19 protein-coding genes are annotated in these 21,443 nt (G+C 73.5%); 13 read left to right on the plus strand and 6 right to left on the minus strand.

Annotation, left to right across the window (positions count from 1 at the left end):
- Position 1: 1 nt before the first annotated feature.
- The 7 genes from ACQFYA_RS04525 to ACQFYA_RS04555 all read left to right on the plus strand — a co-directional run bounded on the left by ACQFYA_RS04525 (position 2) and on the right by ACQFYA_RS04555 (position 7,547).
- Complete coding sequence (locus ACQFYA_RS04525; RefSeq protein WP_499121846.1) at positions 2-2,224, plus strand: acetyl/propionyl/methylcrotonyl-CoA carboxylase subunit alpha; 2,223 nt, start codon at positions 2-4, stop codon at positions 2,222-2,224.
- A complete protein-coding gene (locus tag ACQFYA_RS04530; RefSeq protein WP_499121847.1) occupies positions 2,221-3,408 on the plus strand; it encodes an acyl-CoA dehydrogenase family protein in 1,188 nt (395 codons plus the stop codon). The genes ACQFYA_RS04525 and ACQFYA_RS04530 overlap by 4 nt, the downstream gene beginning before the upstream one ends.
- A 75-nt stretch (positions 3,409-3,483) precedes the next feature.
- Complete coding sequence (locus ACQFYA_RS04535; RefSeq protein WP_499121848.1) at positions 3,484-4,002, plus strand: MaoC family dehydratase; 519 nt, start codon at positions 3,484-3,486, stop codon at positions 4,000-4,002.
- A complete protein-coding gene (locus ACQFYA_RS04540) occupies positions 3,999-4,931 on the plus strand; it encodes an HpcH/HpaI aldolase/citrate lyase family protein (RefSeq protein ID WP_499121849.1) in 933 nt (310 codons plus the stop codon). Before ACQFYA_RS04535 ends, ACQFYA_RS04540 begins: the two co-directional genes overlap by 4 nt.
- Positions 4,928-5,713: a CoA transferase subunit A gene (locus tag ACQFYA_RS04545; RefSeq protein WP_499121851.1), complete on the plus strand. Its 786-nt coding sequence runs from the start codon at positions 4,928-4,930 to the stop codon at positions 5,711-5,713. Before ACQFYA_RS04540 ends, ACQFYA_RS04545 begins: the two co-directional genes overlap by 4 nt.
- Positions 5,710-6,375, plus strand: coding sequence for a 3-oxoacid CoA-transferase subunit B (locus tag ACQFYA_RS04550; protein ID WP_499121852.1), 666 nt, complete (start codon positions 5,710-5,712; stop codon positions 6,373-6,375). Before ACQFYA_RS04545 ends, ACQFYA_RS04550 begins: the two co-directional genes overlap by 4 nt.
- Positions 6,372-7,547, plus strand: coding sequence for an acetyl-CoA C-acyltransferase (locus tag ACQFYA_RS04555; protein ID WP_499121853.1), 1,176 nt, complete (start codon positions 6,372-6,374; stop codon positions 7,545-7,547). Before ACQFYA_RS04550 ends, ACQFYA_RS04555 begins: the two co-directional genes overlap by 4 nt.
- A gap of 34 nt (positions 7,548-7,581) precedes the next feature.
- Here ACQFYA_RS04555 and ACQFYA_RS04560 read toward each other — a convergent pair whose 3' ends face one another.
- Positions 7,582-8,022, minus strand: coding sequence for an anthrone oxygenase family protein (locus ACQFYA_RS04560; RefSeq protein ID WP_499121855.1), 441 nt, complete (start codon positions 8,020-8,022; stop codon positions 7,582-7,584).
- A 78-nt stretch (positions 8,023-8,100) separates the two neighbouring features.
- Between ACQFYA_RS04560 and ACQFYA_RS04565 the strand changes: the two genes are divergently transcribed.
- Positions 8,101-8,688 (plus strand): TetR/AcrR family transcriptional regulator, encoded by a 588-nt coding sequence (locus ACQFYA_RS04565; protein ID WP_499121856.1) that lies wholly within the window; start codon positions 8,101-8,103, stop codon positions 8,686-8,688.
- Positions 8,689-8,778: 90 nt separating this feature from the next.
- Here the strand turns inward: ACQFYA_RS04565 and ACQFYA_RS04570 are convergent, their stop codons facing one another.
- A complete protein-coding gene (locus tag ACQFYA_RS04570; protein WP_499121857.1) occupies positions 8,779-14,721 on the minus strand; it encodes a GH92 family glycosyl hydrolase in 5,943 nt (1,980 codons plus the stop codon).
- 169 nt (positions 14,722-14,890) lie between these two features.
- Here ACQFYA_RS04570 and ACQFYA_RS04575 point away from each other — a divergent pair, with 169 nt between their 5' ends.
- Genes ACQFYA_RS04575 through ACQFYA_RS04585 form a run of 3 tightly spaced genes read left to right on the plus strand, consistent with a single transcriptional unit; the run spans position 14,891 to position 16,232 of the window.
- The gene (locus ACQFYA_RS04575; RefSeq protein WP_499121858.1) at positions 14,891-15,610 is read left to right on the plus strand and encodes a ThuA domain-containing protein; all 720 of its coding nucleotides are present in this window, start codon (positions 14,891-14,893) and stop codon (positions 15,608-15,610) included.
- 4 nt (positions 15,611-15,614) lie between these two features.
- Positions 15,615-15,812 (plus strand): hypothetical protein, encoded by a 198-nt coding sequence (locus ACQFYA_RS04580; RefSeq protein WP_499121859.1) that lies wholly within the window; start codon positions 15,615-15,617, stop codon positions 15,810-15,812.
- Positions 15,813-15,845: 33 nt separating this feature from the next.
- Positions 15,846-16,232 carry a VOC family protein gene (locus ACQFYA_RS04585; RefSeq protein ID WP_499121860.1) on the plus strand — a complete coding sequence of 129 codons (387 nt, stop codon included), beginning with the start codon at positions 15,846-15,848 and terminating at the stop codon, positions 16,230-16,232.
- 13 nt (positions 16,233-16,245) lie between these two features.
- Here the strand turns inward: ACQFYA_RS04585 and ACQFYA_RS04590 are convergent, their stop codons facing one another.
- From ACQFYA_RS04590 to ACQFYA_RS04605, 4 genes are all read right to left on the minus strand, one after another.
- Positions 16,246-17,238 (minus strand): hypothetical protein, encoded by a 993-nt coding sequence (locus ACQFYA_RS04590; protein ID WP_499121862.1) that lies wholly within the window; start codon positions 17,236-17,238, stop codon positions 16,246-16,248.
- A 68-nt stretch (positions 17,239-17,306) separates the two neighbouring features.
- Positions 17,307-17,978, minus strand: a complete 672-nt coding sequence (locus ACQFYA_RS04595) for an AIM24 family protein (protein ID WP_499121863.1) — start codon at positions 17,976-17,978, stop codon at positions 17,307-17,309.
- A 55-nt stretch (positions 17,979-18,033) separates the two neighbouring features.
- On the minus strand, positions 18,034-18,555 hold the full coding sequence (locus ACQFYA_RS04600) for a GNAT family N-acetyltransferase (protein ID WP_499121864.1): 522 nt from the start codon (positions 18,553-18,555) through the stop codon (positions 18,034-18,036).
- Between the two features lie 56 nt (positions 18,556-18,611).
- A complete protein-coding gene (locus tag ACQFYA_RS04605) occupies positions 18,612-19,139 on the minus strand; it encodes a tRNA (cytidine(34)-2'-O)-methyltransferase (RefSeq protein WP_499121866.1) in 528 nt (175 codons plus the stop codon).
- 126 nt (positions 19,140-19,265) lie between these two features.
- Between ACQFYA_RS04605 and ACQFYA_RS04610 the strand changes: the two genes are divergently transcribed.
- Entirely contained in the window at positions 19,266-20,378 is a 1,113-nt protein-coding gene (locus tag ACQFYA_RS04610; RefSeq protein ID WP_499121867.1) for an alcohol dehydrogenase family protein, read from the plus strand.
- Positions 20,365-21,423, plus strand: a complete 1,059-nt coding sequence (locus tag ACQFYA_RS04615; RefSeq protein ID WP_499121868.1) for a proline racemase family protein — start codon at positions 20,365-20,367, stop codon at positions 21,421-21,423. The genes ACQFYA_RS04610 and ACQFYA_RS04615 overlap by 14 nt, the downstream gene beginning before the upstream one ends.
- The last annotated feature ends 20 nt before the right edge of the window (positions 21,424-21,443 follow it).

A 21,443-nucleotide genomic window follows, 5' to 3' on the forward strand; every position in this document is an offset into this window, starting at 1 on the left:
CATGACCTCCTCGGCACCCGCCCGGCCGTTCCGCACCGTGCTCGTCGCCAACCGCGGCGAGATCGCCTGCCGCGTGGTCGGCACGCTGCGCCGGCTCGGCGTCCGCTCCGTGGCCGTGCACTCCGACGCGGACGCCGACGCCCGGCACGTGCGCGAGGCCGACGTCGCCGTCCGCCTCGGCCCCGCCCCCGCTGCGCGCAGCTACCTGGACGTCGAGGCCGTGGTCGCCGCTGCGGTCGCCACCGGCGCCGACGCGATCCACCCCGGCTACGGCTTCCTGTCGGAGAACCCGGAGCTCGCGCGGGCGTGCAAGCGGGCCGGGATCGTCTTCGTCGGGCCGTCGGTCGGCGCGCTGGAGACGATGGCGGACAAGGCGGCCGCCAAGCGGCTCGTCGCCGGCCACGGCGTCCCCGTGCTGCCCGGCACGCTCGAGGACGGGCTGGACGACGACGCCCTGCTGGCGGCGGCCGCCGGCGTCGGGTTCCCGCTGCTGGTCAAGCCCGTCGCGGGCGGCGGCGGCAAGGGGATGGTCGTGGTGGGCGCGGCCGAGGAACTGCCCGGCGCGCTCGCGTCGGCCCGGCGCGTCGCCGCGTCGTCGTTCGGGGACGACGGGCTGCTGCTCGAGCGCCTCGTCGAGCGGCCCCGGCACATCGAGGTGCAGGTGCTCGCCGACACCCACGGCGCCGTCGTGCACCTGGGCGAGCGCGAGTGCACGCTGCAGCGTCGCCACCAGAAGGTGGTGGAGGAGGCGCCGTCGCCCGTCGTCGACGACGCGACCCGGGCGCGGCTCGGCGAGGCCGCCTGCGCGGTGGCGCGGTCGGTCGGGTACGTCGGGGCGGGCACGGTGGAGTTCCTCGTGCCCGGCGACGACACCGGCGCGTTCTGGTTCATCGAGATGAACACCCGCCTCCAGGTGGAGCACCCGGTCACCGAGATGGTCACCGGCCTCGACCTCGTGGAGCAGCAGCTGCGCGTCGCGGCGGGCGAGCCCCTGGGTCTCGCGCAGGACGACGTGGTGCTGCGCGGGCACGCCGTCGAGGCCCGGCTGTACGCCGAGTCGCCGGCCCGCGGCTTCCTGCCCGCCGCCGGGCGGGTGCTGCGCTACGACGACGCGGGCGTCGCCCCCGGCCCCGGGGCGTCCCCGGTCCGCCTGGACAGCGGGCTGCTCGAGGGTGCCGAGGTGACCGGCGACTACGACCCGATGCTGGCCAAGGCCGTCGCATGGGCGCCCACCCGGGCGGAGGCGGTCGACCGCCTCGACGGGCTGCTCGCCGACGTCGTCGTGCTGGGCGTCGAGACCAACGGCGGGTTCCTGCGCGACCTGCTCGCCGACGCGGACGTGCGCGCCGGCCGCCTCGACACGGGCCTCATCGACCGCTACGTCGCCCGCTCGCTGGTCGAGCTCGCCGGGACCGGGACCCTGGTCTCGACGAGCGCGTCCGTCGGGTCGGTGGCGGCGGCCCTGCTCGCCCTGACGCCCCGCGACGCGCTGCCCGCCGGGCCGTGGACCGGCGCCGACGGGTGGCGGCTCAACGCGCCGCGCGCGCCGCGCCGGTGCGCGCTCGTCGACGCGGCGGGGATCGAGCACGCGGTGACCGTGGTCGGCACCGCCGATGACGGCGTCGTCACGATCGACGACGGCCGGCCCGTCCGCGCTTCCCTGCGCCCCGCGGGGCCGGCCGACCGATGGGCCCTCACCGTCGACGGCGTCACCCGAGGTGTTGTGGGTACGAATTCGGCGGGAATTCCGGCGGATATTCCCGCCGAATTCGTACCCACAGCGTCTCCGGTGGTGTGGGTGCACGTGGACGGGCGGACGTCGTCGTTCACGGTGCTCGGCCGGGCGGCGCTCGCCGCGCGACGGCGCGCGGACCGCGCGGCGGCGGACGACGGTGCGGCGCACGGCGGCGTCGCCCGGGCGCCCGTGCGGGTCGCGATGCCCGGCACCGTGTCCGCCGTGCCCGTCGCGGACGGCGACGTCGTGGCCGCGGGCCAGCCCGTCGTCGTCGTCGAGGCGATGAAGATGGAGCACCCGCTGCTCGCGCCCGTCGGCGGCGTCGTCCGCGTCGACGTCCGCGCCGGCGACCAGGTGCGCCTCGACCAGGTCGTCGCCGTCGTCGACCCGCCCACCGAGACGACTGCGGACACCCCCGCAGACCCCGCTCCCGCCCCGGCAGACCCCGCCGTCGCGGCAGCACACTCCGACACCCGAGGAGCGTCATGATCAGCGAGACCCAGTCCACCGTGCTCAGCGACGAGCAGCGGAAGCTCAGCGCCGTGGTGCGCGAGTTCGCGGACCAGGTGGTGGCCCCTGCTGCCTACAGGTACGACACGGAGCGCCGCCTGCCCGTGGAGATCATCGCCCAGATGGGCGAGCTCGGGCTGTTCGGCCTGCCGTTCCCGGTGGACGTCGGCGGACAGGGCAAGGACTACGTCTCGCTGTGCCTCGCGGTCGAGGCGCTCGCCCGGGTGGACCAGTCGATCGCCGTGACGCTGGAGGCGGGCGTCGGGCTCGGCATCATGCCGATCTTCCGGCACGGCACGGACGCCCAGAAGCAGCGCTGGCTGCCCGACCTCGTGACCGGGCGGGCGCTCGCGGCCTTCGGCCTCACGGAGGCGGGCGCGGGGTCCGACGCGGGCGCCACGCGCACCACCGCGCGCCTGGACGAGGCCGCGGGCGAGTGGGTGCTCGACGGCTCCAAGCAGTTCATCACCAACTCCGGCACGCCGATCACCAGCGTCGTGACGGTCACGGCGGTGACGGGCGAGCGCACGGGTCCCGACGGGACCGTCCAGAAGGAGCTGTCGTCGTTCCTGGTGCCCTCGGGCACGCCCGGCTTCACGGTGGGGCCGAGCTACGACAAGGTCGGCTGGCACACGTCGGACACCCACCCGCTGACGCTCGAGGGCGTGCGCGTGCCGGCCTCGCACCTCCTGGGCGACCGCGGGCGCGGGTACGCCAACTTCCTGCGTGCGCTCGACGAGGGCCGCATCGCGTTCGCCGCGCTGGCGACCGGCGCCGCGCAGGGCTGCCTGGAGGAGGCGCTGCGCTACTCGCGGGAGCGGAACGTCTTCGGGCACGCGATCGGCTCGAACCAGCACATCGCGTTCACGCTCGCCCGCATGCAGGCGCGCGTGCACTCCGCGCGGCTGTGCTGGCTCGACGCCGCACTCAAGCAGGTGCACGGAAAGCCGTTCAAGGCCGAGGCGTCGGTGGCGAAGCTCGTGGGCGGCGAGGCGGCCATGGCGAACGCGCGCGACGCGTCCCAGATCTTCGGCGGGTACGGGTTCCTCAACGAGAACCCGGTCGCCCGGCACTACCGCGACTCCAAGATCCTCGAGGTGGGCGAGGGCACCACGGAGGTGCAGCTCATGGTCATCGCCCGCGACCTGGGGCTGGCGTCATGACCGCCGAGCATGGAGTTGTGCACGTTCTCACCGCTCAGAGCGTGCACAACTGCATGGTCGGCCGAGGGAGGAACCATGCGTGACGAGGTGCAGCGCGGGCTCTACTACGACGAGCTGGAGCCCGACGTGCGGTACGTGCACCGGCCCGGCCGCACGATGACGGAGGCGGACGACGTGCTGTTCACGTCCGTCACGATGAACCCCCAGGGGCTGCACCTGGACGCGGCGTGGGCGGAGACGCAGCCGTTCGGGAAGCCGCTGGTGAACTCGATGCTCACGCTGGCCACGCTGGTGGGGCTGTCGGTGGCGCACCTGACGCGCGGCACGATCGTGGCGAACCTCGGGTTCACGGAGGTCGCGTTCCCGCACCCGATGTTCCACGGCGACACCCTGTACGGCGAGACGACGGTGGCCGACAGGCGGCCGTCCCGCTCCCGCCCCGGCACGGGGGTCGTCACGCTCGAGCACGTGGGACGCAACCAGGACGGCGAGGTCGTCGCGCGGGCCCTGCGGACGACGCTGATGTGGACGCGCGAGGGGTACGAGGAGCACGAGCACCGGCGCGCGAACGAGCACGGCGGGGGAGTGCTGTGAACCCCGCCCCGTTCGCGCTCGGCCCGGCGCTGCTGTTCTGCCCCGCCGACCGGCCCGACCGGTACGCCAAGGCCCTCGACCGCGCGGACGCCGCGATCCTCGACCTCGAGGACGCCGTCGCACCCGGTCGCAAGGCCGCCGCGCGGGACGCGCTCGTCGACACCGTGCTGGACCCGGAGCGGGTCGTCGTGCGCGTCAACGCGGTCGGCACGCCGGACCACGAGGCCGACCTCGCGGCCCTCGCCCGCACCCCCTACCGCACGGTGATGCTGCCGAAGGCGGACGGGCGGTTCGTGGGCCCGCTGCTCGCCCCGGACGGCGGTCCGTACGCCGTCGTCGCGCTGTGCGAGACAGCCGCGGGGGTGCTCGCCGCGCCCGCGCTGGCCGCCCGGCCCGACGTCGTCGCGCTCGCGTGGGGCGCGGAGGACCTGGTGGCGTCGCTGCACGGCACGTCCAGCCGGGTTGCCGGCGGCGGTTACCGCGACGTCGCCCGGCACGCCCGGTCGGCGGTGCTGCTGGCCGCGGGCGCGGCCGGCAAGGCGGCGATCGACGCCGTCCACCTGGAGCTCGACGACCTGTCCGGGCTGCGTGCCGAGGCGCTGGACGCGGCGGCGAGCGGGTTCGTCGGCTCCCTGTGCGTGCACCCGAGCCACGTGGCGGTGGTGCGCGCCGCCTTCGCGCCGTCGGAGGCGGCGGTGGAGCGGGCGCGCGAGGTGCTCGCCGCGGCGTCGGGGCGCGCCGAGGCGCTCGCCGACCTGCCCGCGGGCGCCTCGGCCGACGCCGGCGTGCTCACCGTGGGCGGGCAGATGATCGACGCGCCGCTGCTGCGGCACGCCGAGGCGGTGCTGCGCCGCGCGGAGCTGGGCGGGTCTCCCGACGGGCCCGCCGGCGGACGTACGGTCGAGGAGACGAACGGGGGACGAGGATGACAAGAACCACGAGCCGGCGGCAGCCCAGCGCCGTGGCTGCGCTGGAGGGCCTGCTGCGCGACGGCATGACGATCGCCGTCGGCGGTTTCGGCCTGAGCGGCAACCCGACCGACCTCATCGAGGCGGTCCGCGACTCCGGGGTGAAGGACCTGACGGTCGTGTCCAACAACATGGGCGTGGACGGCAAGGGCCTCGGCGTCCTGCTGGAGAACGACCAGGTGCGGCGCGTGCTCGCCTCGTACGTGGGGGAGAACAAGCTGTTCGCGCAGCAGTACCTCGACGGGGTGCTCGAGGTCGAGTTCGTGCCGCAGGGCACGCTCGCGGAGCGGCTCCGGGCGGGCGGCGCGGGCATCCCCGCGTTCTACACCCCGACCGGCGTCGGGACGCCCGTGGCGGAGGGCAAGCAGGTCGACGAGATCGACGGCCGCCGGTACGTGCTGGAGCGCGCCATCGTGGCCGACCTGTCCCTGGTGCACGCGCGGCGCGCGGACCGGTTCGGCAACCTCGTCTACCGGTACACGGCGCGCAACTTCAACCCCGTGATCGCGACGGCCGGGCGCGTGACGGTGGTCGAGGCGGAGGAGATCACCGACGAGCCGATCGACCCGGACGTCGTGGTGACGCCCGGCATCTACACGCACCGCCTCGTGCTCGCGCGCGAGCGGGTCAAGGACATCGAGCAGCGGACGGTGCGCCCGGCCCCGGTGGTCGAGCCTGTCGAGGCCCAGGACGCGGTTTCGACAAGCTCGACCGGCGGTCAGAACGAGGGAGGTGCCGCATGACCTGGACGCGCGACGAGATGGCGGCCGTGGCGGCGGCGGAGCTGCGCGACGGCGACTACGTCAACCTCGGCATCGGCATCCCGACGCTGGTGGCGAACCACCTGCCGGAGGGCGTCGGCATCACCCTGCAGAGCGAGAACGGCCTGCTCGGCATCGGCCCGTACCCCGTCGAGGGCACCGAGGACGCCGACCTCATCAACGCCGGCAAGCAGACCGTCACCGCGGTGCCGGGCGCCAGCTACTTCGACGCGGCGGACTCGTTCGCGATGATCCGCGGCGGGCACGTGGACATCGCGATCCTCGGCGCGCTGCAGGTGTCCGCCACCGGCGACCTGGCGAGCTGGACCGTGCCCGGCAAGCTGGTGAAGGGCATGGGCGGGGCCATGGACCTCGTGGTCGGCGCGCGGCGCATCGTGGCGCTCATGGACCACGTGGCCCGCGACGGGACGCCCAAGCTGCGCGGCCGGTGCACGCTGCCGCGCACCGGCGAGGGCGTGGTCGACCGGATCGTCACCGACCGCGCCGTGCTCGACGTGACCGACCACGGGCTGGAGGCCGCGTTCGTGCTGCGCCGGCTCGCGCCCGGGGTGACCGTCGACGACGTGCGCGAGGCCACGGAGGCCGAGGTCGTGGTCGAGCTCGACGAGGAGGTCGCATCATGAGCGTGATCGTGGGGTACCGCCGGACGCCGTTCGTGCGCGCCAACGGGGCGTTCGCGTCGGTGCCGGCGACGGTGCTCGGCGCGCACGCGCTGGCGGCGGCGCTGGCGGCGGCGGGCGTGGAGCCCACCGAGGTGGACGTCGTCCTGGGCGGGCAGGTGCTGCAGGGCGGCGCCGGGCAGAACCCGGCCCGGCAGGCGGGCGTCGGGGCCGGGGTGCCGATGACGGTGCCCGCCGTGACGCTCAACGCCGTCTGCCTCTCCGGCGCGGAGGCGGTGGTGCAGGCGCACCGCCTGATCTCGGGCGGCGAGGCGCGGGTCGTGGCCGTGGTGGGCATGGAGTCGATGACGCTCGCCCCGCACGCGTGGGTGGGCTCGCGGGCCGGCCAGCGGTTCGGCCCGGTGGAGCTGATCGACACGATGGCGCACGACGGCCTCACCGACGCTTTCGAGCGCGACTCGATGGGGCTCAGCACCGAGCGGCACGGCGAGGAGCTCGCGGCCGCCGCGTGGAACACCCGCGAGGCGCAGGACGCGCTGGCCGTGTCCTCGCACACGCGGGCGGCCAAGGCGGCCGACCTGCTGGCCGAGGAGATCGCACCGTACGAGGTGCCCGGCCGCCGCGGCACCGTGGTGGTGGACGGCGACGACGGCGTACGGCCCGACTCCACGCTCGACGGCCTCGCGCGGCTGCGGCCGGCGTTCCGCCCGGAGGGCACGATCACGGCCGGCAACGCGTCGCAGATCTCCGACGGCGCGGCGGCGCTGGTGCTCGTCGCGGACGACGTCGCGGCGGACCGCGGCCTCACCGGCGTGCGGGTCCGGGGGCACGCGCTGGTCGCGGGGCCCGACGTCGGGCTGCACGCGCAGCCCGCCAACGCGATCACGGCGGCGTGCGACCGGGCCGGCGTGGCTCCGCGCGACCTCGCCGCCGTCGAGATCAACGAGGCCTTCGCGGCCGTGGTGCTCGCGTCGGTGGACATGCTCGGCCTCGACCCGGAGCTGGTGAACGTCAACGGCGGCGCCATCGCGCTCGGGCACCCGATCGGGGCGTCCGGGGCCCGCGTCGTGGGGCACCTGGCCCGGCGGCTGCAGCTGCTCGGGCCGGGGTCGGTCGGCGCGGCCGCCCTCTGCGGCGGCGGCGGCCAGGGCTCGGCAGTGCTGCTGGAGGCCTGACGCTCGATGGCGTCCCCAGGGGAGCCGCGGCCTCTCAGCGGGCCGCGACGACGGTCGCGAGGACGAACGCGGCGAGGATCAGGGCGAGCCGCACCAGGTGCAGGCGGTTCCACCTGTCCTTCTGCTCGTGGTGGTCGGCAGGTGCGGTCTCCGGCGTCCAGGTCTTCGACCGGTTGGCGATCGGGACCAGTAGTGCGACGGACATGACCACGCTGACGAGCAGCAGTGCCACCGCGGTCCAGGCCGCCACGGCGGCGTCCGGCTTCGCCAGCGCCGCTCCGGCGACCAGGAGCGTCGAGCCGATGTACCAGTACGGCATGGCGCCACCGAGCATCCGGGCGCCGTCGCTGCGGGCGAGCACCCCGGCGTCCTCGGGCAGGCGGTCGAAGATCGGGTTCATCACGAACGCGACCGACAGCTCCACCCCCACCATCAGGCCGACGACGACCACTGCGACGATCGGCAACCACTCCATGACGACCTCTTCCCAAGTGTTGATCTAGCAGTGCTAGGAAACGTATCAGTGATCCGCTAGCAGTGCTAGGGTCGATTCATGGCCACCCCCGCAGCAGCCCGCCGAGCCCGCCAGGTCGAGGAGCGACGGGAACGGATCGTCGCCGCGGCCAGGTCCCTCGCCGAGGAGCAGGGGTGGGAGGCCGTGACGACCCGACGGCTCGCGGACGCGATCGAGTACAGCCAGCCGGTGCTCTACGGACACTTCCCCCAGGGGCGCACGGAGATCGTCACGGCGGTGGCGATGGCGGGCTTCGAGGAGCTCGCGGTCGTGCTCGCGCCGTCGTCCGCCGCCGCGGAGGGGACGGACGCCGACCGGGTGCGCGCGCTCGTGACGGCGTATCTCGACTTCGCCGCGCGTCACCCGGCCACGTACGACGCGATGTTCCTGCTCCCCGTCGTCGTCCCGTTCGCCTCGGACGACACCCCGGCGGTGATGAAGGAGGGGTTCGCGGCGATCGCGGACACCCTCGCCGGGCTGGAGCACCCGCCCGCCGAGCCGGCGACGGCGGCCGAGGTGCTCTGGAGCGCCGTGCACGGCCTCGCCTCGCTGCACCGCGCGGGCCGGCTCTCCGCCGACGCCGACGACCTGCGCATCGACGCGCTGGTGCGGGCCGTCGCCGGCTGACCCGGCTGACCTCACCTCGTCGGTCGAGCTTGCCGAGACCACCGGGTCTCGACAAGCTCGACCGACGGAGGCGTGGCCGGCTGCTCCTGGCTACTCGGCCGGCATGTTCGCCAGCAGGGCGCTCAGCGCGCTCGCCTGGGTGCGCCAGTCGAACACGTTCGCCTTCTCCGAGCCGCTGCCGCCGGCCCAGCGCAGGCCGAGGCGGTCCTCACCGTTCCGGTCGTGCGCCCAGACGGACGCCGCCTGACGGTCCACGAAGTCCTGGTACGGGTGGCCGTCCAGGCTGTCGTTGAGGTCGCCGAGGTACCGCATGAAGATGCCCTTGAACTGCTTGGCGTTGTCGTCGCAGGTTCCCGCCGGGTCGCACTCCTCGGTGAGGATCCCGTCGGTGACGAGCTCCGGGTCGCCGGTGCCGGCGTCCGCGAGCTTGCGCACCGTGGCGAGCACGTCGGCGTCGCCCGTGGCCCGGTACAGCTCGAGCCCGCCGCCGAGGAACACGCCCTGGTTGTACGTCCACACGGTGCCGCCGTTGTTCTCGCAGTCACCGTTCAGGCCGTCGTTCACCAGCCCGTCGGCGTTGATCATGCCGCTGGAGGTGATCCAGTCCCAGCCGGCCTGCGACCGCTCGAGCCACGTGGTGTCGCCCTCGATCCGCTGGTGCAGCTCGGCCGTCAGCCGCACCCAGAGGCCGTTGGTGACGGCGTTCTTGTAGGTGCGCTCGCCGTCCCACCACACGCCGCCCCCGCAGGTGCTGGTGTCCCAGTAGCCGTGGACGAACTCGCCGATGGTCTCGGCCATGTCCAGGTACTTCTGGTCGCCGGTGAGGTCGTACGCCTGGATCCAGGCGAGGCCCCACCACTCGGAGTCGTCGATGGCGCGGCTGGTGAAGTTGCCCCACAGCTCGTCGCCCGAGAGCTCACCCGCGGGGAACGTGCCCTTGTTGCGCTCGAACGTGCGGTCCACCTGCGGCAGATAGCTGGTGTCGCCGGTGCGCTGCATGTACTCGATGACGGTCTCCGTCGCGACGGCGGAGTTCCACCAGCTCGACGGCCACCACGCCTTGTCGGCGTCGTAGTCGCCCATGAGCACCTCGGCCGCCCGCGTGGCCCGCGTCGTCGACGGCGGGGACGCGATCAGCTCGTCCAGCAGGGGCAGCAGCGCCGCCTTCGCGAGCCGGCTCACCGTGTTCTCCTTCGCGTCCGCGACGGTCGAGCGCAGCTCGGCCAGGGCGTCCGCGAGGGGGGCGGCGTGGTTGCCGTCCTCGGCGTCCTGCGCGTCCTCGACCAGGCCGAGGAGGGTGCGTGAGACACCCTTGTTGAGGTCGCCGCTGCGGGTGAGGTCCCCGATCTGGGCCCGGACGAGGCCGAGGCCCTCGCCGTGCCCGATCCACTGCGACACGACCAGCTCGAGGTCCTCGCGCACACGGTCGGGGAGGCGGCTCTCCGGCGTGGTGTCCATGACGGCCTTGAGCGCGCGCACCTGGGCGCGGACGCCGTCGGCGTCGCCCGCGTCCTCGGCAGCCTGGGCGGCGTCGAGGACGTCGCCCAGCTCCCGCGCCGTGCGCGCGGGGATCTCGCGGTCGTGCCGGGCGGCGTCGACCACGTCGGCGATCTCCGCGACGCGGGGCTGGTGGGCCAGGAGCTCCAGCTCGGACAGCGAGGTGGCCTTGTCCTGGGACGAGGTCACGACGAGCCGGTAGTGCCCGTAGATCCCCGGGTCGGCCACGGAGAACGCCCGCGTCTGCTGACGCTCGGCGAACGTCTGCCCGCGCCGGGTGTCGAGGGTGACCCACGTCGTGCCGTCGGACGAGCCCTGCAGCTTCCAGGCCTTCGGGTCGCCGCCCTTCTCGGCCGCCGACGTCAGTGTGTACATCGTCGCCCGGGCCGTGCGGTCCTTGAGCTCGTACGACACGGTGGGCTTCGGCGACGTGAACGTCGTCGACGTGGCCGACGTGTCGTCGAACAGCGCGCCGGCCTTCGCGACGGCGTCGTCCGTCGTCGCCGTCCCCTTCTTCGGGCCGGTGACGTCGGCGAGCGGGTCGGGGACGTCGTCGCCCTGCGTGATCGACGGGAGCGCGTCGTCGTCGCCGGTGCCCCACGCGGACGGCGTCGGGCCCATGTCGAACTCGATCGTCCCGCCGGCGGTGAGCTGCTCGTGCGTGAAGGACGTCGAGGTCTGGGGCTTGCCGTTCACGGTGACGCCCTGGATGTAGATGTTCGTCGCGCTGTTCTCCGGCGCGCTGAGCACGAGGTCCTTGCCGTTCTCGAGGTGGATCGTCGCCTTCGTGAACAGCGGTGAGCCGATGGCGTAGGTGGGGCTGCCCACCTGCAGGGGGTAGAAGCCGAGCGCGTTGAAGACCTGCCAGCCCGACATCTCGCCGTTGTCCTCGTCACCGGGGTAGCCCTGGCCGATCTCGCTGCCCACGAAGCCGCGGGCGAGTGCCTCGCGGACGATCTCCTGCGTCTTCGAGGGCTGGCCGACGGCGTCGTACAGGTACGGGATGTGGTGCGAGACCTGGTTGCTCAGGCCCCACTGCCCCATCCGGACCGCCTTGGCCTCGCGCATCTCGTGGATGACGCCGCCGTACGCGCCGGGGAACTGCGCCGTCTCCGGCGTGGTGAAGAACTCGTCGAGCTTGTCGGCGAGCGCGTCCCGGCCGCCGTACAGGTTTGCCAGGCCCTGGGGGTCCTGGACGGCGTGGAACGCGAAGTTCCAGCCGTCGGTCTCCGTGTAAGGGCTGCCCCACGCGCGCGGGTCGAAGTCGGCGGCGTCCTGCTCCCAGGAGCCGTCGGCCTCCTTGGACCGGAAGAACCCGGTCTCGGGGTCGAACAGGTGCACGTAGTTCTGCGCCCGGTTCAGGAAGTACTCGGCGTTGTCCGCGTACTCCTGGTGGCGCGGGTCGGAGGCGTCGGTGGAGTCGGCCAGCGTCTTCGACATCGTCGCGATGCCGTAGTCGTTGAGGTAGTCCTCCAGCGACCACGACGCGCTCTCGTGCGTCGAGGCGGGCGTGTAGCCGAGGAACGTCGCCTGCTCCTGGCCCTTGCGACCCACGTGCTCGTTCGGCGGCGCCACGGACGCGTTCTTCAGCGCCGCGTCGTAGGCCCGCTGCACGTCGATGTCGTCGACGCCCTTGCCCAGCACGTCGGAGAACGCGACGTCGGAGCTCGTGCCGGTCATGGAGTTCGCGTAGCCCGGGGCGGACCAGCGCGAGACCCAGCCGCCGTCGTCGTACTGCTGGGTCATCCCGTCGACCATCTCGGCGGCGTCCCCCGGGTACAGCAGGGAGTACGCGGGCCAGGTGGTGCGGTAGGTGTCCCAGAAGCCGTTGTTGACGTAGACCTTCCCGTCGACGATCCTCGCCCCGGTCCTCGTCGCCGTGGTGCCCTCGGGTGCGGGGTCGAGGCCGGTGCCCGACTGGTCGACGTGCTTCCACTCGGGCGCCGCCGCCGTGCCGACGTTCTCGTGCCCGGAGTTCGGGTAGAGGTTGAGGCGGTAGAGGTTCGAGTAGAGCGTGGTGAGCTGGTCCTGCGAGGCGCCCTCGACGTCGATCACGCCGAGCTTGGCGTCCCACAGGTCCTGTGCGCGGTCGCGCACCTGCTCGAACGTGTCGTCGCCGGCGATCTCGAGGCCCAGGTTGTGCTTGGCCTGCTCGACGCCGATGAGGGACGTCGCGATCCGCATCTCGACGGTCTTGGTGGTCGAGGTGTCGAACGTCAGGTAGCCCGCCACCTTGTCGCGGTCCCCGACGGTGAGCTTGTCGCCCGCGGTGGCCGGCCGGTCGAACGTCGCGTAGACGTACATCCGCTTGTAGCCGTTGCTCTGGCTGCCGCCCGCGACGTCCGTGTAGCCGGACAGGGTGCCGGTCTCCGGGTCGAGGGTCAGCCCGCCGTCGTTGCGCACGTTGTCGAACAGGACGTTCGACTCGTCGCCGGTGAACGTGAACCGGAACATCGCCGCGTGGTCGGTGGGGGCGATCTCGGTCTTCATGCCGTCGTCGAACGTGACGCCGTAGTAGTACGGGCGCGCGGCCTCGTTGTCGTGGCTGAAGGTCTTGGCCCGCACGGAGCGGGTCGCGTCGGGCGTGCCGGTCGCGGCGGACGGCATCACCTGGAACATCTGCCGGTCGGCGATCCACGGGCTCGGCTCGTGGCTCAGGTTGAACGACTCGATCTGCGGCCGGTTCTGGCCGTCGTTGTCCTTCTGGTAGGCGTACAGCCAGTTCGTGGACCCGGAGTCCGTCGACGGCGTCCAGAAGTTGAAGCCGTGCGGCACCGCCGTGGCGGGGATGTTGTTCCCGCGCGAGAAGTCGCCGGTGGAGTTGGTGCCCCGCGTCGTCAGGACGTGGTCCGACGGGTGGTCGGACGTGCTCGGCGCCGGGGCGTCGGCGATGGAGATGTCGTCGACCCAGCCGCTGAAGTCGGCCGGCCCGGCGGCGTTGTCGTAGCCGACGAGGACGCGGTCGACCGTCTTGCCGGCCGCGACGTCGCCGAGGTCGCCCTGCACGGCGTTCCACTGGTTGACGTACAGCGCCTTCGAGTCGCCCTGCCCCTGCGGGTCGAGGGCGAAGCCGTGGCCGTCGGCGGCGGCGAGGTCGCTGAGGTACGTGCCGTCGGTGAAGGCGAGGTCCACGGCGACGTGCGTGCTCGCGTAGGACTGGTCCTTCTCGGACGCCTCGGGGAACAGCTTGTACGACAGCTGCGTGCCGGTGCCCACGGGCACGTCGACGTCCAGCACGCGGTTGTACGCGTACCCGCGGCCCTCGGCCGTCTGGCTGCCCGCGTAGCGCAGGGCGTGCGCGCCCGTCCAGCCGGCCTGCGTCTTCGCGGCGTAGGCGCTGGCGGGGCCCGTGCCGAGCGTCGTCGCCATCGGGGTGGCCGGGGCGGCCTCCGTGGAGACGAGCCACTCGGCGAGCTGGGTGCCGTCGCTGCCGGAGTTCTCCGTGACCTTGAGGCGGTAGTAGCGGAACGCCTTCGGCTCCGCGACGGTGTACCGGCGGGTCTCGAGGCGCTCGGCGAAGCCCTGGTTGGTCCGGGTGTCGAGGGTGGTCCAGGCGTCGCCGTCGTTCGACCCCTCGAGCTTCCACGAGCGCGGGTCGCGGTCGGGGGCGTCGCCCGCGGACGCGAGCGCGTAGGTCGCGACGGGGGCGGCCTTCTCGAGCTCGTAGGTGACGGACGGGGTCCGGGAGCCGACCAGCCACTTGGTGCTGACGTCCCCGTCGGCCAGGTTGGCCGCCACCTCGTTCGGCGCGTTCTCACCGCTGGCGGTCACGGTCGCGACGGTGTCCGTGACGTCGCCCGGGAAGTCGATGGTGCCGGGCTTCAGCCGCTGGACCGACGCGTCGGCGACGACGACGTCGAGGGCGCCGCTCTGGTGCGTGCGGACCTGGAACTGCGGACGCCCGCCGCCGCTCGCGGGTCGGGCGATGTCGACGGTCACGGTCTGCGGCTCGGCCGTGAGCGTGACTTCCTCGCCGCCGACGTCGCGGTTGCCGTCGTACACGTTGAGGAACACGGTGCCGCTGCCGCTGAGGGTCACCGACGCGCGCAGCGGGGCGCCGCGCTCGAGGTCCGGCATCGGCACCTGGACCCAGGTCTCGCCGGCGGACTGCATCGCCCAGTGCATCGCGGAGTCGTCCTGCGCGGCGGTCGGCTCGAGCGTGCCGGGCACGTTCCCGACGCCGTTCTGGAACGGGCCCTCCCAGGCGAGGGAGTCGGTCGCGCCGGGAAGCACGTTGTCGCCGACCGGGGTGCTGGGGCTGCGCTCCAGCACGGTGGTCCCGACGACGCCTGACGAGCGCGGGCCGTCGGGGCCCTGCTCGGCCTCGCTGTCCCAGGTGGGCTGCGGGTCGTCGGGCTCGAAGGACGTCCAGAACGACCCTCCGGAGGCCGGCGGGTCGGCGGCCGCCGACGCCGCCCCGACGGTGCCGAGACCGCCGGCGCCGAGCACGAGGGCGAGGGTGGGGGACAGGACGCGTCTCAGGACGCGGTCGCGTTCGGGCAGGGTGCGGGGTGGGGCGATCAGGCGAGAAGGCATCGATGACCTCACGGCTCGGGGCGGGGCGTGCCCGCCGCTGGACGACTTCGCTGTCGTTGCGCCGATCACCACACCACACTCTGAGCATTTACTCAATATGATGGACATAATTGTTCGAACCCGCGCGTGGGGTGGCGGCGGGCGACCGGGTGCGGCACGATCGGGCGCCGTGACCCCGTCCGACCCCCCGCGCCCGACCCGCATCCTCGTCCTCGCCGGCCGTGGCCGGCACGAGGACCCGTGGCACGACCACGCCGCCACCTCGCACCGCCTCGCGCTCGTGCTCTCGGGGCTCGACCTCGGCGGGGGCGCGCCCGACGTCGTGGTGCGCAGCACGACTCCCGACGCGCTCGACGACCTGGACGGCGTCGACCTCCTCGTGGTCAACGCGGGCACCCCGTGGCCAGGGTTCCGCGAGGCCGGCATCGGCCCCGACGACGCGGCGTGGGCGCCGTTCCACGAGCGCCTCGACGCCTGGGCGCGCGCCGGTGGCCGGATCCTCGCCGTGCACCAGTCGGCCAACGCGTTCGGCGACCACCCCGCGTGGGAGGAGGTGCTCGGCGGCCGCTGGGTGCCCGGCACCTCGATGCACCCGCCGTTCGGCCAGACGGTCGTGCCCCTCGCCGTGGGCGCCCACCCGATCACCGACGGGCTCGGCGCCGTCGACGTCGCCGACGAGCGGTACTGCCGCCTGCGCGTGGCGTCGTCGTCGCAGGTGCTGGGCTGGGTGACCGACGACGACGGCGAGCGCCACCCCGCGATCTGGGTCGCCGACGCCCATGGCGGCCGCACCGTGTACAGCGGGCTGGGTCACGACGTGCGCGCCTACGACTCCCCGTCGCACGCCGAGCTGCTGCGCCGGGCGGCCGTCTGGCTGCTGGAGGGCTGACGGCGTGCGCGTGCTGGGGGTGGGCCTGGCCTTCGTGGCCTCGGTGGTCGCCGCCACCTACGTCGTCGAGGCGCTCGCCCCGGGGATCTCGCAGCTCGGCCGGTTCGCCGTGATGCTCCCGATCTACGTCGGCGGGGGCCTCTGCGTTCGTGCCGCCGCGGAGCGGCGCCGCCGGGATCGTCGCCGGCGCGAGGTATCTTGACGTCAAGATACTTTCGACGATGAGGAGACAGCGATGCGGCTGCATCACGTGCAGGTGGCGTGCCCGACGGGCGGCGAGGACGCGGCGCGCGCGTTCTACGGCGCGGGCCTCGGGCTGACCGATGTGTCCAAGCCGCCGGAGCTGGCGGGGCGCGGTGGCTGCTGGTTCCGGGGCCACGACGCGGCCGGCACGGTCGTCGCGGAGGTCCACGTCGGCGTGGAGGACCCGTTCGCCCCGGCGCGCAAGGCGCACCCGGCGCTGGTGGTCGACGACGTCGCGACGCTCGACGGCACCGCGGACCGGCTCGAGGCCGCCGGGTTCGCCGTCGACCGCTCCGAGCGCGAGTCGTTCACGGGCTACCTCCGGTTCCACACGCGCGACGGCGCGGGCAACCGGGTCGAGGTGCTGACCCCCGCCTGAGGGCGGCGCCGACTCACGCGGGGTCGGCCAGGCGCCTCCTGAGGTCCGCGACCTCGCGCTCGATCCGTTCCGCCGACCGGTACTGCACCAGGCCGGCGTGGGCGACCATACGGGCGGACTCGTCGTCGCACCCGAGCACGGCAGCCACCCGGGCGACGGCATCGTCGTCGGAGGCCGCCGAGAGAACCTCGTCGACCAGTCGCGGCAGCTCGGCCCGCGCGGCAAGGAGGGCGCTGGTGCCGGTGAGCCGGCGGCGCAACATTGCGTCGCCCCGTCCCCGCTGAGAGCCGTCCGCCGAACGGTGCCTGAAGACCACGTCCTCGCTCAGCTCGACCTCGAGCGGAGCTTCGGTGCGTAGGGCGAGCCGCGGTACCAGGGCATGGACATGGACCCGACCGGGCGCCATGCCCCGCCATTCTTGCGCGCCGATCGCCACGGGGACGCGCGAGTACTCGCCGGGATCGAGCGGGACGGTGGTCGTCCCCCCGGAGGCGTAGCCGAAGGCGAACCCTGTCGGATTGGCGTCGATCGGTCGCAGGAATCCGAGGGCGACGAACGACTCGCCCTCCTGCGGCGACCAGCGGTCGGAGCCCTCGTTGACGACGTCGACCGCCAGGTGGTCGACGTCCGGAGCCGACGCCGTCGGACCCGCCCAGCGCAGGACGAGCCCATGGGTGCGCTCCGCGACGCTCGGGCGCAGCGGGAGAGGCTCGTGGTGCGCACCCCATGCGTGGGAGCCGTCGCGGGACCCGCGCGACACCGTGCCGACCCACCAGCGCGCCGGGTCGCCGTCCGCGGGCGACCCGAGCACCGCCGTCGTGGGCGGGGCGGCACCGGGAGGGACGCTGGCGAGCTCCCGCCACCCGTGCAGCGGCAGGTCGCCCGTCACCACGTCCCCGGGCACGCCCCGCTCGGCGAGCACGTCGCGCAGCGGTCGGCCGGGTTCGATGAGTGCGGCGGGGTCGACGGCGATATCGCCCAGCCGGGGCCAGTCATGGGAGCTCATGAGGCGAGCATTCCCAGGCGCACGGCGGCGCGCAAGGGTGCCGCCCCGCCGTGCGCGCGCGGGGGGGGCTACTGCTGGTTCGGCAGCGGGTGGCCCTCGGAGGCCTGCACCACGACGATCCCGTCCCCGGTGAGCCCCAGCTGGTACGCCTCGCCGGAGCCACGGCCGATGGCGGCGCCCAGCTTGGCGGTCTTGCGCACGGTGCTGGTGAGCGTCGTGGACCAGAGCACGACGCTCTGCATGTCGACGTACGTCGGCTCGTCGACCTGCAGCACGACGGGCGTGCCGTAGGCGGTGACGGCGAGCGCGCCGGTGCCGGTGAACGTCGTGTTGAACAGCCCGCCGCTGAGCACCGACGCGCCCTGGACGCGGTTGATGTCCCAGGTGAGGGTGCTCTCGAACGCGAGGATGTTGCTGCCCGAGACGGTGACGCTCTCGTTCTCCAGGTACAGCACGAACACCTCGTCGGCGTCCTGGGCGAGGAAGACGTCGCCGCTGCCGGAGACCTTCATCAGCGACATGCCCTCGCCGGTGAACGCCTTCTTGAACATCTTGGCGACGCCGCCGCTGCCCTCGTAGGCGAAGTCGACGCCGCCCTGGTACGCGACCATCGACCCCTGCTTGGCGTAGAAGAACCCGCCGGAGCCGGCGAGGTCGACCTTCAGCATCCGGGGGTTGACGAGCTGGAAGCTGCCGGGCTCGCCCTGCGGCTCGGTGTGGGTCATGAGGCTGCTGCGCATGAGCCCATCTTCGCGGCGGGCGCCGCCGGGCGCATCAGCCGGAGGGATGACGCCCTCATTCCAGTCGTCGGCGAGCAGGCCCGGCGGAGCGCGTCATCCGGACGGTGCGTACGCCGTCGTCCGCCCGGGTCGAACCGTCGGGCCGGAAGCCGTGCTTGCGGTAGAACGCCTGCGCGCGCGGGTTCGGGTCGGTGACCCAGAGCGTCGCACCCTCGTCGGGGCCGAGCACGGCCTCCAACAAGGCCGTGCCTGCTCCGGAGCCGTGGTGCGCCGCGCGCAGGTAGAGCGCGTACACGTGGCGGGCCGCCGGCGCACCGGAACTCTCGGGCGGTCCGGACATCGCGACGCCGACCACCACGCCGTCGTGGTCGACGACGGCGCAGCGATAGGCCGCGTGCCGGTCGTCGGACAGGGCCCGGGTCCATTGCTGCTCGCGTCGGGCGACGAAGCCGGGGTCGTCGAGGACCTCGTCCGGCATGAGGCCGCGGTAGGTCTCCTGCCAGGACGCGACGTGCACGCGTGCCATGGCCGGCACGTCCTCGATCCTCGGGGGCCGGGCCGTCGCCGGTGTGCTCATGGCGCTGGACCGTACCCCTGTCTCGGCGGGGGGGAACAGGCCTTTGCCGGACCGCCTCAGGAGGCTCCCGGGAAGCCCGCCTGCCGCCACGCCTCGTAGACGACGATCGACGCGGCGTTGGTGAGGTTGAGCGACCGGCGCCCGGGGAGCATGGGGATCTTGACCCGGTCGGTGACGCGCGGGTGGCCGAGCGCCTCGTCGGGCAGGCCGGTGGGCTCGGGCCCGAACAGCAGCACGTCGCCGGGCCGGTAGTCGACGTCCGTGTACGAGGTCGTGGCGTGCGCGGTGAACGCGAAGACCCGGGCGCCGGGCAGGGCGTCGAGCACGGCGTCGAACGACGGGTGCACGTCCACGACGGCGAGGTCGTGGTAGTCCAGGCCGGCCCGCTTGAGCTTCGCCTCCGACAGGTCGAAGCCCAGCGGCTCCACGAGGTGCAGGCGGGCGCCGGTCACCGCCGCGAGGCGGATCGCCGAACCCGTGTTCCCGGGGATGCGGGGCTCGTAGTAGACGACGTGGGCGAACGGGGACGACCCTTCGACGGGCTCGGGGGAGTCCGGCGCGGTGGGCGGGAGCTGGTCGGGCACGGGCCCGATTCTCCCACCGGACGCCGTGCGCCCTCCCGGGGCGGCCGTGTTGCGGTCGCGTGACGGGCGGGTGACACCTCGCCGCACCCCATGACGGGGCGGGGGTGTCGCCCCTAGGCTCCCTTGATGGCGGAGATTCCGGCGGTGATGAAGGCGTTCCAGCTCGTCGGCCACGGTGGCCTCGACCGGCTGGTGTATCGCGACGACGTGCCCACCCCCGTGCCGGAGGCCGGCGAGGTGCTGATCGACGTGCACGCCTGCGGCATGAACAACACGGACGTGTGGGTCCGGGAGGGTGCGTACGGCACGGAGACCGACCCGGCGTCGGTCTCGTCCTGGAGACGCGGCAGCCCCACCCTCACGTTCCCGCGCATCCAGGGCGCGGACACGGTCGGGGTGATCGCCGCCGTCGGCGAGGGCGTGCCGCAGGAGCGCGTCGGGCAGCGCGTGATCGTGGACTTCTCCATCTACCACCGGCCCGAGGGCGACGACAGCCTGGCCGACATCGACTACATCGGCCACGGGCGCGACGGCGGCTACGCCGAGTACGTGGCGGTGCCGGCGGAGAACGCCTACGAGATCACCGCGGAGATCGCCGACGCGGAGCTCGCCACGTTCTGCTGCGCCTACCTGACGGCGGAGCAGATGCTCGACCGGGCGCGGCTTGCCGAGGGCGAGCGGGTGCTGGTGACGGGGGCGTCCGGCGGCGTCGGCTCCGCCATCGTTCAGCTGGCACGGGTGCGGGGCGCGGTCCCGTACGCGGTGTCCAGCGCGGGCAAGGAGGACGCGCTGCGGTCGATCGGCGCGCAGGACGTCGTCCTGCGCGACAGCACCGACCTGGTCGCGGAGGTGGAGCGCGTCGTCGACGGGCCGGTCGACGTCGTCGCCGACCTGGTCGCCGGGCCGATGTTCAACGAACTGCTGCGCATCCTGCGGCCCGAGGGCCGGTACACGACGGCAGGCGCCATCGCGGGGCCCGTCGTGCAGCTCGACCTGCGCACGATGTACCTCAAGCAGCTCGAGCTGCACGGCTCGTCCCAGGGGACGCGCACCGCGTTCCGGCGGCTGGTGCGCTACGTCTCCGACGGCGAGATCCGGCCGCTCCTGGACCGCACGTACCGCCTCTCCGACCTGCACGAGGCGCAGCGGGCCTTCATGGCCAAGACGTACGTCGGCAAGCTGGTCGTCGTCCCCGACCGGCACTGGGACACCGTGGGGGCACCGTATGCGCAGCCGTGAACGCACCCTCGAGCTGATCGACACGCAGTCCGGCGGCGACGTCAGCCGCGTCGTCATGTCCGGCGTCGAGCCCCTGCCCGGGGCGACCGTGCTGGAGAAGGCCCGCTACCTGCAGCACGCCGGCGACGGGCTGCGCCGCCTGCTGCTGTCGGAGCCCTACGGCGACCCGGCGATGTCGGTGGACCTGATCGTCGAGCCGAGCCACCCGGAGGCGCAGGCCGGCTACATCATCATGGAGGCGATGGGGTACCCGCTGTACTCGGGCTCCAACACGATCTGCACCGCCACGGCGCTGCTGCAGAGCGGCGCCATCCCGCTGCGCGAGGGCGACGGGCTGCAGGACGTGGTGCTGGAGTCGCCCGCAGGCCTCGCCCGGATCAGCGCGCGGGTCACCGACGGCCGGGTCGTGTCGATCACCACGCAGGGCGAGCCCGCGTACGTGGCCGACGAGGCGCTGAGCGTGGAGGTGCCGAACCACGGCGACGTGCTGTTCGACCTGGTGTGGAGCGGCGCGTACTACGCGCTCATCGACGCGTCCCGGTACGGGTTCAGCCTCGGCGAGACCGAGCAGATCGCGCTGACCGCGTTCGGGGACGCCTTCGTCCGCGCCGCCCGGCCGGGCCTGCGGCAGGAGCACCCGGACCTCGGCGACGTCGGGCCGCTGCCGTTCGCGCACTTCATGGGGCCGCTGCGAGAGGTCGGCGACGGGCGGTGGGAGTCCCCGTCGGCGACCTACGTGCACCCCGGTGTGCTCTGCCGCAGCCCCACCGGCACCGGCACGTCCGCGCGGCTCGCGCTGATGGCCCGGCGGGGCGAGATCCGGGAGGGGCAGTCGCTGGAGACGATCTCGCCGCGCGGCAGCCGGTTCGTCGGCACCGTGCTGGAGCGGGCCCAGGTGGGCGACTACCCCGCGCTGCGCTCCGCCATCACCGGGGCGGGCCGGATGATGGCGCGCTCGCAGCTCACCGTGGATCTCGACGACCCGCTCGTGGACGCCTCCGACCTGGAGCACGTGCTCACGCCCCCGGCCGGGGCGCACACGTGAGGGCGGTCCCTCCGGCCTCG

The sequence above is a fragment of the Promicromonospora sp. Marseille-Q5078 genome, from assembly GCF_050315395.1.
In the GTDB taxonomy this organism is placed as follows: Bacteria; Actinomycetota; Actinomycetes; order Actinomycetales; family Cellulomonadaceae; genus Isoptericola.

Bases quoted from the DNA above. Each gene is read 5' to 3' on its own strand.
- ACQFYA_RS04525 (WP_499121846.1), top strand. From the start codon at position 2: ATGACCTCCTCGGCACCCGCCCGGCCGTTCCGCACCGTGCTCGTCGCC.
- ACQFYA_RS04530 (WP_499121847.1), top strand. From the start codon at position 2,221: ATGATCAGCGAGACCCAGTCCACCGTGCTCAGCGACGAGCAGCGGAAG.
- ACQFYA_RS04535 (WP_499121848.1), top strand. From the start codon at position 3,484: ATGCGTGACGAGGTGCAGCGCGGGCTCTACTACGACGAGCTGGAGCCC.
- ACQFYA_RS04545 (WP_499121851.1), top strand. From the start codon at position 4,928: ATGACAAGAACCACGAGCCGGCGGCAGCCCAGCGCCGTGGCTGCGCTG.
- ACQFYA_RS04550 (WP_499121852.1), top strand. From the start codon at position 5,710: ATGACCTGGACGCGCGACGAGATGGCGGCCGTGGCGGCGGCGGAGCTG.
- ACQFYA_RS04555 (WP_499121853.1), top strand. From the start codon at position 6,372: ATGAGCGTGATCGTGGGGTACCGCCGGACGCCGTTCGTGCGCGCCAAC.
- ACQFYA_RS04560 (WP_499121855.1), bottom strand. From the start codon at position 8,022: ATGGAGTGGTTGCCGATCGTCGCAGTGGTCGTCGTCGGCCTGATGGTG.
- ACQFYA_RS04565 (WP_499121856.1), top strand. From the start codon at position 8,101: ATGGCCACCCCCGCAGCAGCCCGCCGAGCCCGCCAGGTCGAGGAGCGA.
- ACQFYA_RS04570 (WP_499121857.1), bottom strand. From the start codon at position 14,721: ATGCCTTCTCGCCTGATCGCCCCACCCCGCACCCTGCCCGAACGCGAC.
- ACQFYA_RS04585 (WP_499121860.1), top strand. From the start codon at position 15,846: ATGCGGCTGCATCACGTGCAGGTGGCGTGCCCGACGGGCGGCGAGGAC.
- ACQFYA_RS04590 (WP_499121862.1), bottom strand. From the start codon at position 17,238: ATGAGCTCCCATGACTGGCCCCGGCTGGGCGATATCGCCGTCGACCCC.
- ACQFYA_RS04595 (WP_499121863.1), bottom strand. From the start codon at position 17,978: ATGCGCAGCAGCCTCATGACCCACACCGAGCCGCAGGGCGAGCCCGGC.
- ACQFYA_RS04600 (WP_499121864.1), bottom strand. From the start codon at position 18,555: ATGAGCACACCGGCGACGGCCCGGCCCCCGAGGATCGAGGACGTGCCG.
- ACQFYA_RS04610 (WP_499121867.1), top strand. From the start codon at position 19,266: ATGGCGGAGATTCCGGCGGTGATGAAGGCGTTCCAGCTCGTCGGCCAC.
- ACQFYA_RS04615 (WP_499121868.1), top strand. From the start codon at position 20,365: ATGCGCAGCCGTGAACGCACCCTCGAGCTGATCGACACGCAGTCCGGC.